Annotated in this window: 10 protein-coding genes and 1 riboswitch; of the genes, 5 read left to right on the forward strand and 5 right to left on the reverse strand. The window is 36.8% G+C overall.

Annotated features, from left to right (window positions below):
• Positions 1–41: 41 nt before the first annotated feature.
• The 3 genes from AB1K81_RS01255 (at position 42) to AB1K81_RS01265 (ending at position 2,628) form a co-directional block, all read left to right on the forward strand.
• The gene (locus tag AB1K81_RS01255; RefSeq protein ID WP_412976095.1) at positions 42–1,073 is read left to right on the forward strand and encodes a S66 family peptidase; all 1,032 of its coding nucleotides are present in this window, start codon (positions 42–44) and stop codon (positions 1,071–1,073) included.
• Between the two features lie 65 nt (positions 1,074–1,138).
• Positions 1,139–1,735, forward strand: a complete 597-nt coding sequence (locus AB1K81_RS01260) for a short chain dehydrogenase (RefSeq protein ID WP_412974837.1) — start codon at positions 1,139–1,141, stop codon at positions 1,733–1,735.
• A gap of 116 nt (positions 1,736–1,851) precedes the next feature.
• Entirely contained in the window at positions 1,852–2,628 is a 777-nt protein-coding gene (locus tag AB1K81_RS01265) for an HAD family hydrolase (protein WP_412974838.1), read from the forward strand.
• A gap of 82 nt (positions 2,629–2,710) precedes the next feature.
• Here AB1K81_RS01265 and serA read toward each other — a convergent pair whose 3' ends face one another.
• Genes serA through AB1K81_RS01280 form a run of 3 tightly spaced genes read right to left on the reverse strand, consistent with a single transcriptional unit; the run spans position 2,711 to position 5,669 of the window.
• Entirely contained in the window at positions 2,711–4,297 is a 1,587-nt protein-coding gene (gene serA, locus AB1K81_RS01270) for a phosphoglycerate dehydrogenase (protein ID WP_412974839.1), read from the reverse strand.
• The gene (locus AB1K81_RS01275) at positions 4,287–5,453 is read right to left on the reverse strand and encodes a pyridoxal-phosphate-dependent aminotransferase family protein (RefSeq protein ID WP_412974840.1); all 1,167 of its coding nucleotides are present in this window, start codon (positions 5,451–5,453) and stop codon (positions 4,287–4,289) included. The genes serA and AB1K81_RS01275 overlap by 11 nt, the downstream gene beginning before the upstream one ends.
• 42 nt (positions 5,454–5,495) lie before the next feature.
• On the reverse strand, positions 5,496–5,669 hold the full coding sequence (locus AB1K81_RS01280) for a hypothetical protein (protein ID WP_412974841.1): 174 nt from the start codon (positions 5,667–5,669) through the stop codon (positions 5,496–5,498).
• Between the two features lie 124 nt (positions 5,670–5,793).
• On the opposite strand from AB1K81_RS01280, the gene rbsK reads away from it, so the two are divergent.
• Entirely contained in the window at positions 5,794–6,681 is an 888-nt protein-coding gene (gene rbsK, locus AB1K81_RS01285) for a ribokinase (protein ID WP_412974842.1), read from the forward strand.
• Between the two features lie 19 nt (positions 6,682–6,700).
• Here rbsK and AB1K81_RS01290 read toward each other — a convergent pair whose 3' ends face one another.
• Together AB1K81_RS01290 and AB1K81_RS01295 are read right to left on the reverse strand one after the other, a co-directional pair.
• The gene (locus tag AB1K81_RS01290; RefSeq protein ID WP_412974843.1) at positions 6,701–7,804 is read right to left on the reverse strand and encodes a 5-methyltetrahydropteroyltriglutamate--homocysteine S-methyltransferase; all 1,104 of its coding nucleotides are present in this window, start codon (positions 7,802–7,804) and stop codon (positions 6,701–6,703) included.
• Between the two features lie 95 nt (positions 7,805–7,899).
• Positions 7,900–8,658 carry a cyclase family protein gene (locus AB1K81_RS01295; RefSeq protein WP_412974844.1) on the reverse strand — a complete coding sequence of 253 codons (759 nt, stop codon included), beginning with the start codon at positions 8,656–8,658 and terminating at the stop codon, positions 7,900–7,902.
• An 89-nt stretch (positions 8,659–8,747) separates the two neighbouring features.
• A riboswitch (SAM riboswitch) is annotated at positions 8,748–8,850 on the reverse strand.
• Between the two features lie 145 nt (positions 8,851–8,995).
• On the opposite strand from AB1K81_RS01295, the gene AB1K81_RS01300 reads away from it, so the two are divergent.
• Positions 8,996–12,451 (forward strand): hypothetical protein, encoded by a 3,456-nt coding sequence (locus AB1K81_RS01300; RefSeq protein ID WP_412974845.1) that lies wholly within the window; start codon positions 8,996–8,998, stop codon positions 12,449–12,451.
• The last annotated feature ends 54 nt before the right edge of the window (positions 12,452–12,505 follow it).

Raw genomic sequence — 12,505 nt, forward strand, 5'->3', positions numbered from 1 at the left:
GATATGACATGTCGAATAACATAGTAGAAAGGAGTGTAGCAATGTTAATCAAACCTCAGAAATTACAAAAAGGCGATAAAATTGCAACTGTAAGCTTATCTTGGGGTGGCGCAGGAGATAAAGGGCTAAGATGGCGCTATGATCAAGGGATTCAAAGGCTAAAGGATATATTTGGGCTGGAAGTAATTCCAATGCCAAACAGTTTAAAAGGTACAGAGTATATTTATGAGAACCCTGAGGCAAGAGCGGAAGATTTAATGGCTGCCTTTCAGGATAAATCCATAAAAGCGATCTTTTCAAATATTGGTGGCGATGATAGTATTCGATTATTACCATATATTGATTTTGATGTAATTCGCAATAACCCAAAAATCTTCATTGGATATTCTGATACCACGATTAACCATTTGATGTGCCATAAAGCTGGAATTTCTTCTTTTTATGGACCTGCCATTCTGACAGACTTTGCTGAAAATATAAGCATGCATCCATATACAATTGAGATGGTGAAACGTACACTGTTTTCTAGTCAACCAATTGGTGAAATTTTACCTGCTTCTGAATGGACCAGTGAATTTCTTCCTTGGGAGGAAGCAAATAAAGATACAAAGCGTAAGATGAATCCGAATTCTAGTTATGAAGTTGTGCAAGGAAAAGGGGTAGTACAAGGGCCATTAATTGGTGGGTGCATGGAAGTGCTTGAATTTGCTAAAGGTACAGTAATTTGGCCAGATTTAGATACATTTGATAATAGTATACTTTTCCTAGAAACCTCAGAAGAAAAACCACATCCCAACCTTCTGCGATATTGGCTTCGAAACTATGGTGCTCAAGGTATTTTAGAAAGATTGAATGGTATTGTTTTTGGTAAGCCAATGGATGAGGAATATTATGTAGAATATAAGGAAGCGATTCTGACGGTGTTGAAGGAGTTTGACCGAGAGGATTTACCAGTGGTATATAATCTCAACTTCGGGCACACTGAACCAAAGTTCATATTACCTTATGGCAGGCTGGCAGAAATTGACTGTGACCAAGCTAGATTTTCCATTGTTGAAAATGCAGTGGAATAGTTTACAAACTGTCCATCATAGTAATTAAATATAGGGATATTAATGTCCAAAAAGGGGATATGCAGATGAGGATATTAGTAGTTGGTGCCAGTGGAACAATTGGCAGTGAGATTTGTAAAGCATTAGAACATCATGACATAATCCGTGCTGGACGAAATGGATTAGATGTTTCGGTGGATAATACCTCTGTCGATAGTATTAAAGCAATGTATGAAAAAATTGGAAAAGTTGATGCGGTTGTAAATGCTGCAGGTGGCGCTAATTTTGCTTCTGTATCAGAGCTAACTCCTGAGTTAAACGAACGAGGGATACAGAGTAAATTAAAAGGGCAAATTAACTTAGTTTTACTAGGTTTGGATTATGTAAATGATGGTGGAAGTTTTACCTTAACGACAGGTGTTATGATGGATGACCCGATTCGAATGGGTGCATCAGCTGCAATGGCAAATGGTGGGGTAAAAGCTTTTGTAAAAGCTGCCTCCATTGAAATGCCGAGAGGGATACGAATTAACAGTGTTAGTCCAACAATTGTAGAAGAATCATTCAAGAGACTGGAGAAATTTTTTGTTGGTTTTAACCCCGTACCAGCAAGTCGAGTTGCTCTAGCTTATCGTAAGAGTGTAGAGGGAGCTCAGACTGGGCAGAATTATGAAATTTATTAGGAAGTAACGCCGAGGTGACCAATTGCCTTGGCGTTTGTTTTTACTAGTAGGGAGTAGAGAGAGGAGCATTAACCAAAAGGGTATGTGTTTCTACTCGGAAAAGTGAGGTTAGTCCTATGGTTAAAGCGATTATATTCGATTTAGATGATACATTATTGAATGATAAAAGAAGTATAAATGAAGCCTTTAAAGCTACTTGTCAATTAGCAAATGAGAAGTGTGACATTGATCCAGAATTATTGGAGAAAATAGTTCGCGAGTATGCTAGGGAACTATATGCTACTTACCCAACTTACGACTTCATCAAAAAAATAGGCATTAATGCCTTCGAAGGTCTATGGGGGACTTTTGATGATAGTGGAGAAGAGTTTCAAAGATTACATCATATTGTACCGTTGTATCAACTAGCGGTTTGGAAAAAAGGATTACTATCGATGGGAATAGAAGATGAGAACTTCGCGTTAACTTTGGCTAATTCTTTTTCAGCTAATCGCAAAAAATTCAACCAGGTCTTCGACGATACGTATGAGGTGCTAGACGAATTAATAGGAAACTATCCATTATTCATGCTTACCAATGGTGCACCATCTCTGCAAAAAACGAAGCTAGCATTAACACCAAAGCTACAATCCTATTTTGATAAAATATTTATTTCTGGTGAATTTGGAATCGGTAAACCGGATTCTTCCATTTTTAATCATGTACTTGAAAATATTGGGTTACAGATAGAGGATGCAATGATGGTTGGAGATAATTTGAATACGGATATTTTAGGTGCTAATCGAATTGGTATGAAGAATGTTTGGATTAATAGAGAGGGGGTGGAAGCGACCGAGATTCTACCAACCTATGAAATTAAGGAGCTAAAGGAGCTTGTTTCACTCGTTAAATAAAGAAAAAATCTAGCAGTCTTTTAGAAAGCTAGATTTTTTCTGTACATTGCTTTTTCTTAAACCTTGGAATAGAGCAAAGGCTTTATAAATCTATTGCTCTAACACTATGAATCTCGTTAAGTGATAGGAGTTCTTGTAATACCTCATCGTTGACATGCTTATCAACTGTAAGCATCATGATGGCATCACCACCAATGTTGGATCGGTCTACCTGCATTGTAGCGATGTTTACTTCGTGTTTAGCTAATAAGCTACCCATTTTTCCGATTACACCAGGCTGATCTGTATGGTGAATGACTATAATATGACCCTCAGGTGTGAAATCTACCCGGTAGTGATCAACTCTGACAATTCGTGGACCAAGTCCAGTAAGCACTGTTCCCGCAACACTACGAATGTGCGTTTTCGTTTTCATTTCTACTTTTATTAGATTAGAAAAACCCTTTTTCGTATTGGTTTTGTTTTCGTGAATGTGAATACCTCTTTTTTCAGCTAAGTAGAGGGCATTTACTTCATTAACATGTGTACCGAGATGTCGCTTCAATATCCCTTTCATTACTCTTCTACTTAATGGTGAAAGTTCATGTCTAATAAGGTCTCCACTGTATGTTATCGATATTTCTTCAACTACTTCATCCGTTAAATAAATGAGAAATTCTCCAAGTTTTTCAGAAACGTGAAAATATGGCTCTACCTTTAGCAGTAATTCACTATCAAGGGATGGCATGTTAACAGGATTTCGTACTGTCCCTCCTTGAAAGTATCGTAATATATCTTCGCTTACATCAATTGCTACATTTTCTTGAGCTTCTACTGTGCTTGCTCCAAGATGTGGTGTGGCAATAACTTCTGGAAGTTCCAGTAGTTTATGGTTAAGAAAAGGCTCTTCTTCAAAAACATCAAGTGCAGCCCCCGCTACTTTTTTAGACAAAATAGCCTCATATAAAGCATCTTCGTCGATTATACCACCACGGGCACAGTTTATGATTTGTACGCCTTGTTTTACTTTCTGAAAGGCTTGCTTATTTAATAAATGCTTTGTTTCTTTTAATAAGGGCGTGTGAACGGTTATAAAATCACTAGATTGTAAAACATCGTCCAACGTGCCATATCCAATGCCCATTTTTTCAGCCTTTTCCTTTGTTAGGAACGGGTCAAAGGCAATAACATTCATGCGTTGCCCTCTTGCACGGTAAGCAACTTCTGCCCCAATACGTCCTAATCCTATGATACCCAGAGTCTTATCTTTAAGCTCCACCCCGATATATTTTTTGCGGTTCCATTGGTGATTTTTTAATGCTAGATATGCTTGGGGAATCTTTCGAGACAGTGCCATTAGCATCGCCATCGTGTGCTCTGCAGCGGAATTCGTATTTCCATTTGGCGCATTGACGACTATAATACCACGTTCCGTTGCAGCGCCGATATCAATGTTATCGACGCCAACGCCGGCACGTCCGATAATCCGTAAATTTGTTGCTCGTTCTAGTAGCTCTCTTGTAACCTGTGTTTGACTTCTTACGATCAATGCATCGAAATTTCCGATGTTTTCAAGTAGTTTTTCTGTACTCCAGTCTTTATTCATGACAATATTTATTTCGGAAGCATCTTTCAGTGGTTGAATTCCATCTTCACTTAATGGGTCAGCAATCAATAGATTATATTTCATGAAATTCCTCCTGAAGGTATGTGACTTGAGCAGCATTAACTCCTATGCCTAAACTATAAAGTTTGCCAATGTTAGCTAATCCTAATTCGATACAACTAATTGTCTGTAAGACGTCTGCTGGCGTACAGTAGCCCATATGACCGAACCGAAAGATTTTACGCTTTAAATGATTTTGTCCTCCTGCTAATACAAGACCAAATTTTTCTTTTAATATTTTTCTTAACCTGTCTGGATCAAAGTCAGTGGGTTTTACTGCTGTTACAGTAGGAGAGGCGTCTTTATCATTTGTTAATAATGGTATTCCTAGTGCTTTGAAAGCATTCCTTGTCATGTTTTTCATCGTTTTATGTCGTTTAATAATGTTATGAAGACCTTCTTCTTCCATTAATTGTAGTGATTGTTCTAGGCCGAATAGTAAGGAAAGTGCGGGTGTAAAGGGTGTGGAGTCTTGTTGGATGTTATTTTGATATTTTCTTAAATCCAAGTAGAAGTGTGATGATTGATTATTCTTTTCGATGATGGTCCAAGCTCTTTGGCTAGTAGCGACGAATGCCAGTCCAGGTGGTAACATAAGCGCCTTTTGAGAGCCAGTTATACAGACGTCGATTTGCCATTCGTCCATTTTCATTTCTACTCCGCCTACACTAGATACCCCATCAACAATAATTAAGGCATCGGAAACTTCCTTAATAGAAGCAGAGAGTTTATGAATCGGGTTTAAGACACTTGTTGAGGTTTCACAATGTGTTGCAAATACAGCTTTTATCATTGGGTGCTTTGTTAAGTATGTTTTAATCTCCTCAGGATTTAACGCCTTTCCCCAATCGTACTCTAATTTGTGCACATGTAGATTATATGCTTCACAAATCTTTGCAAAACGATCCCCGAAAGAACCTGTTACAACAACAAGTACTTCATCACCTGGGCTAACGGTATTTACAACTGCTGCTTCCATTCCTGCTGTACCTGAACCTGCTAGAATAACAACTTCTTCTTTTGTTCCAAAGATTTTTTTTAAACTAGGCTTAATTCGCTTTAATAAATCTTTTGTTTCTTGGTCACGGTGGCCAATTATTGGTTTTGTCATAGCGAGTTGTACACTTGGTGGGATTGGTGTTGGCCCTGGGATACGTAGTAATTGATAATCCTTTAACATAATTGAACTCCTTTCTTAATACAAAAAAACATCAGGATTATCCTAATGCTTTCTTCTAAACAGTCGACGTTGTCTTGCGGCAGACTTCTCTTCTACGTTATCATGTAATTGTTCTTTTGGTTCTTTATCAAATGCAAGCCAATTGGAAAGGTAATATAATCCTTCTTCAAGTACAATTAATAATATGATGATAAAAATAATCCAAAACCACAACATGGGGAGGTTCCTCCTGAAATTAGTAAATAAGGTAATCTTTTCTTACATTTTACCAAAGTTCTAATAATTATTTTATAGTTTTTTAAATTTTTCTACCATTACTTATAAACATAGGGGGATTATGATGCAGAAAAAGATACATATAACAGTAGTCGGGAGCATTAATATGGATTTAACGGTAACGACAGACCGAATGCCTGATAAAGGAGAGACGGTATTAGGGAAAGAATTCGCTACGTATCCAGGTGGCAAAGGGGCAAATCAAGCAGTTGCTGCACAAAGATTAGGTGCTTTGGTACATCTTATAGGAGCAGTAGGAGACGATAGGTTTGGAAATGCGTTACTTGCGAATATAAGGGCAGAAGGAATTGATACTACAGGTGTCGAGGTAAAAGAGGAGATAGCTACTGGGACGGCGACGATTATTTTATCAGAACAGGATAATCGAATTATCGTTGCCCCAGGGGCGAATTCCTATGTAACACCTGACTTAATAGCAAAGCATGAGTCCATCATACAAAATAGTGATGTTGTTATATTGCAGCTGGAAATCCCTTTAGTAACGATTCAACTAGTAACAAGATTAGCGAATGAATACCATGTTCCAGTTATAATTAACCCAGCGCCATATCATGCGCTTCCGGAAGAAGTATACGAAAGTGCAACCTTTCTGACACCAAATGAAGGGGAAGCAGAGGAAATGGCTAAACATATATCTTTTGATGAAATTAGGGGAAAGCTCATTATCACTAAAGGTTCCACAGGTACTGTTTATTTTGAAGAAGAGAATGAAAAATTAGTACCCGCTTATGAAGTTACGGTGAAAGATACAACAGGGGCAGGAGATACATTTAATGGAGCACTGGCAGTTCAAGTAGGGCTTGGAGCAACGAGGGAAGAGGCAATTAGATTTGCCAATGCTGCTGCAGGATTATCGGTTACGGAAATAGGAGCACAAAAAGGAATGCCGACTAGAGAACAAGTACTAGAATTTATGAAAAGAAAAGGATAAGGGTTGATCCCTTATCCGTTTATCCCCAAACTTCCTTCGTAATATCCACGATAAATTTTAATTTCGCCCACTGTTGATCCTCGCTAAGTTTATTGCCATGATGAGTGGATGAAAATCCACATTGTGGGCTTAGTGCAAGCTGTTCGAGTGGCACATAGTTACTTGCCTCTTCAATACGGCGCTTTATTTCTTCTTTATCCTCTAACTCTCCAAATTTAGAAGTTACAAGTCCTAAAACGACACGTGCTCCTCCATCAGGAATATAATCTAATGGTTTGAAATCACCAGAGCGATCATCATCATACTCTAAGAAAAACCCATTTACTTTTTCTTTTGCAAATAACGTTGGTGCTATTTGTGCATAGCTGCCTTCAAACGCCCATCTAGATTCATAGTTTCCGCGACATAGATGTGTCGTGACATATAAGTCATCAGGCTTACCTTCTAATACACTATTTACTACATAAAGTGATAAATCAATTAATTCCTGTCGGGAAAGCGCTGGCTCATAAGCTATTAAATTATCAGCATTCAGTCCAGCTATGTATACGTCGTCTAATTGCAGGTATCTAACACCAGCCTCGTAGAAAGCCTTTAAAGCATCGCGATAAGTTTGAATAACGTCTTCTGCATATTCTTCAACCGTAGGATAAATTGCTGTATTTCGGATTCCACGATGAAATAGTTGGTTCGGGCTAGGAATGGTTTGTTTTGCAACAGCACGACCTGCTACGATTTCATTAAACAATTTAAAGTCTTCTAGGAATGGATGGTCAGAATTAAAGGATATTTTCCCGATATTTCGGACGTCATAAGGCTCAGTCTCAATACCTTGGAAGGGAATCCCTCTTTCCGGTACATAACCTTCTAAACCATCTAGATTTTCAAGGAAATCAATATGCCAAAAAGAGCGTCGGAACTCACCATCTGTTACAAGCTCAAGACCTACTTCAATTTGTTTATCAACGATTCGTTGTAATTCTTTATTTTCAACATCTCTTAGTTCCTCTTTTGTAATGTTGCCTTTCTTATAATCCTCACGTGCTTTTAATAGATTTTCTGGTCTTAATAAGCTACCTACATGATCTGCACGAAATGGTGCTTGAAACGAATTTTTACTCATTTTAGTTCCTTCTTTCTTTAGAAATTTTTTAAGTAGACTAAATCAGCTTTCCGATACTAGTCTTTCAAGTCTGTAATCATCGGAATGTGAATAGTTTAAGGCAATAATGCAAATGATCGTACTGGAAATCCAGACGCTTTTTCTGCTTTTGGAACCATATTAAAGATCACTGCACCTTTTGCAGGCACTTTATCTAAATTGGTTAGTAGTTCAACCTGGTAAGTATCTTGTTCTAGTACATAATATTCTCCAAGTAATGCACCATTGTTTCGATAGTCTATTGCGGAATCTGTATCAAACGTTTCGTGACCAACTGCTTTAATTTTACGTTCTTCAAAAAGGAACTTTAGGGCGTCTAGTCCCCAACCTGGTGCATGAGCATTTCCTTCTGAGTCCTTATTGTTAAATAACTCATGGTCTGGCCAGCGCTTACTCCAATCTGTTCTTAGTGCAACAAAACTACCAGCTTCAATTCGGCCATATTCTTCTTCAAAAGCTAAAATATCCTCGGGAGTAATTGTAAAATCATTATTTTCCGAAGCTTCCTTTGACTTATCAATAACTACTAGGGGTAAAACTAATTCTTTTAAGTCCAAATCTTCTAAGTAACGTTTGTTTCGAACAAAGTGAATTGGTGCATCTAAATGGGTACCATACTGTCCCGGGAAGGTGAAACTTTGTGCAAAAAATCCGTCATCATGTGTGAATAATGTTTTAAAATCAGCTGATTCAAATGAAGAGAAGTGTGGCGAGTCAGGCCCAAAAGTATGTGTTAGATCCACCCATTCTTTTTCTTTTAATAATTCAATAGCCTTTAATACTTCGTTTGAGCTTTTCAAAATTTCGTTTGTCATATTCCTCACCTCAAAAAAAGTTTATTTAACAATTAAAAAACCTCTTCTCATAAATAAGAAGAGGCTAAACAAATTTAGGTTAGGATCTCTTCTTATCTTCTAGCTTATAGCTACTGGAATTGGCACAGTACTCACGATGAGTCCGCTGCCGAGGCTTCAAAGGGCCAGTCCCTCCACCTCTCTGGATAAGAATTGGTAATTTAATTGTTAAAATTCACTTTACACCGGTCTTTCGTATATGTCAAGATGAAATTTTCTATAAATTTAAAAATTATAATGAATCAGATCGTACTTATTGGTATGATGATTATATCGAATGACTAAAGGTGGGAGTTACATGACACAGCTTAGCCCAGATGAAAAAAGAGAGATTGTTCGGGAAGAACTTCATCAGTTAGTAAAGGCAAGATATATTAATATGAGTGTCGCTGCAAAAATTGTAAATGCACATACAAAGTATTATATAAATAAACCAACAGTAAATCAGATTAAGCAAGAAATGGCAGAAGTTGAACAGCCAACAATTGAACCAAAGGTAACCGTTACACCTAAGGTTCAATCACCACAACCTAAGGAAAATAATAATCAGGCAAAGCCAATTCCAAACCCTAAGAAGACGTTTACAGATCAGCAAATTAGAGATAGAAATATTACTTGGGGACTAAATCTCGGGGTAATATTATTACTTTTAGGGGGATTAGTTCTTGCGACCAGTACGTGGGATACCCTCGGTTCTTGGGCAAAGACAGGGTTAATTTCAACAGTAGCAATCCTGTTTTACGGTTTAGCATGGTTGACGAATAGTGTGCTTCAAATTAAGAAGACTGCTTTTGCATTCTTGGTATTGGGGAGTTTATTTTTACCTATTATCGTTGTTTCAGCAGGATACTATGAACTATTTGGTAGTTATTTTTCCTTTTCGGGAGAGGGTAAATTTCTATATGGTGCTATTGGAACATTATTAGTTTTACCTATCTATGCAGTATTTGCTAGGAAACTGTCATCTAGACTTTTTGTTTGGTTCTCTTACGTTGCATGCAGTATGTTTGTTGGACTTTTAATTGCTTCAGTATATCTACCGGTTGATGGCTTCTATCTAGCAATCATGCTTTACAATGGACTTTTAATTGTTGGGTATCGTATGTTGCAAGGGAATTCAAAATTACAGCTATTTATAAAGGAATTCGTTCCCTTTATTCAAGCAAATCTTATTTTATCAACCTTACTGATGCTACTATTCTATGATCATGAATTGATGTATAGCTTTAACCTACTTTTAACAGCAGTAATTTACTTTTCTATGATTTTTGTTTCCAAGAAACAGTCCTATCATTTTGTTTTTACTGCTATGTTAATATACGGTGTGTATCAGCTAGTAGAAAATTCAATTTTGCAAAGTGTTAGTGAGGTAGCTTTTGCATTACTTGGGGTACTTTTCTTAGCTTTACCGAAGTTTCTTAATGAAGCGGGTGCGTTACAAAAAGTTTTTCAAATAACTAGTGCAATCGTTTCTTCTTTAGCTTTTTTGTATATTAGTTTTGAAGGGCTTATTTTAAGAATGGGGGAAGGATCGATTGTTTTATTAATTGCTTATGTCATAATTTCCCTTAATTTTGCTTTTCTCGCATCACTTGTTAAGAATAAGCTTTTCAACTATTTAAGCCCAATATTCCTAGTAAGTGCATTGTATCAATTAACATTATTAGGGCAGGAGTGGCTTAGTTATGAATCCATTATTTTACCTGGATTTATATTGGCTTATCTTCTGTATATTTTAGGTGGTTGTTTCGTAAACGCATCACTTTGGAAGCCTTTAAAGAGTAGTACGCGGGATGTAAGTAGTCTAGTAATGATGGTATGCATATTAGGTTGCCTAGTATCGTTTATGAACCTTGAATTGAGTATTATGTTATTATTAACATCCCTATTAGCACTTATCATGTACAAATATGAGAGAAGGGGTAATTTTGCTCAGGTTGCCCCGTGGATACATGGAATAGCTCTAAGTTTTGCTGTTACTGTCTTTTACATCTATATAGCCCAACAAGATTCAATGTTGTTTGAGGATGTTTTCCTAGCAATAGGCTTAGTGTTTGGTAGTATAACAGTTTTAGTTGTTAGCTACGTTTGGAAGGCGATAAATCGGCCGGTATTCTCGAATAGTAGTTTCTACTTTGCTCAATTACTTTATGGAGTAGTTATTCTTGATAGTTTCAGTTTAGAGTCCCCAATAAGAGCTTTCATTACACTAGGTGGTATCGGGATGTCATATCTCTTATACAGAAGAAGCGGTTGGGTAGCAATCCCATTCTTCCTATCTAGCTTCTCTTTATTATTCTATTTAAACATTCTAAATGTAGTTCATGATAATGTAGCTACTGTTCCAGATGTGTTTGAATGGGTTCAATTTGTATTAGGAGCAGTATTATTACTTGGTGTCGGAATACTTATTGGGAAGAGAGGGCGCCTTTACCAGAGTGCTTTTTACTGGGTTGGGCAAATCTACTTGCCATTCGCATTAATCGTTTCGGTTCTGTTTAATGAGACGGATGCTTGGTGGTCTTTTTTACTAACAACGATTATTTATGGAATTACTGTTAGATCAGTAAATAAGGAATGGCAAATTAAAACATTTTTCTATTCGGGCATTACGACTTTTTGGATTTCTTTACCATTAGCATTTGCTAAATTCGAATGGAATATCGAATACGTCTATACTTACTTTATCATTAGTGTGTTGTTGTTGGTGTTCTGGCTGATTGGGAAAGAAGTTTGGAAAAAACGTATTTTCTATTATTTTGTGCCATATTCTAGTATTGGTATTTTAGGTTTCTTGATGAGTTATCCATATGACACAATCTTGTTTATAGCAACCATTTTGTATGTGGCGATGGTACTTTTCGTTTTACACCGTATGCAATGGGATATCCTTTCCGTTATTCCGCTATTACTGATGTACGCAGGCTTCATGAACTTCAGTAATAATGATAATTTACTTGTTTATGAACCTTATATTCTAGCTTCATTTGGAGTGGCACTACTAATATCAGGAAGTATTATCTATCAAACTGTTTATCAGCTAGAAGGAAAATATCTTAAGCTAGATTGGTATACGATCTTAGCATTTATAACGTTCCTAAACTTATACCAATATAGTATCAATACCGATAACTTAGCTTTCAAAGTTCTTCCGGGGATATTAGTTATCATTGGGTTATTCCTAAATAGGAAACGTGTGTGGGAAATTTCTTCTACATGGATAATATTTATAGCATTTGTTATTGCATTCCAACCTTATTATGCTTTGCTAGGTCATTTAGAGTTACCGAGTTTAATTGAGAGAGAGATTTATGTATTACCTTGGATAGTAGTCGTTATAGTTCTTCGGAAATACGTAATGAAGGAAAAGAAAGAAGTTACAAATTATATTCAATGGGCAGTATTAGTCATAGTAGCCCTTCTATTAGTTCAAGATGGTCTAGCTAGTAACACGATTTATGATGCTTTAATTGTTGGGGTGCTATCATTGGCATCACTTGTAGCAGGAATGATCTATCAAATGAAGTCATTTTTCTTTGTAGGAGCAGGGGTACTTCTTTTCAATGTATTGATGCAAACTAGACCGTATTGGGGCAATTTACCATGGTGGGGTTATTTATTAATAGCTGGGTCTATTCTAATTACGATAGCTAGTTACAATGAATGGCAAAAGCAAAAGTCTTCTGAAGGAAATGAGACATTCCTATCTAAGTTTAAAAAGAATGTGATTGATCAGATGAAAAAATGGGATTAAGTTTAATAGAATTTATCTAAATAACAATCACACAGTAGAAATACTGTGTGATAT

The organism is Ornithinibacillus jepli, from assembly GCF_047228935.1.
GTDB lineage: Bacteria > Bacillota > Bacilli > Bacillales > Amphibacillaceae > Ornithinibacillus.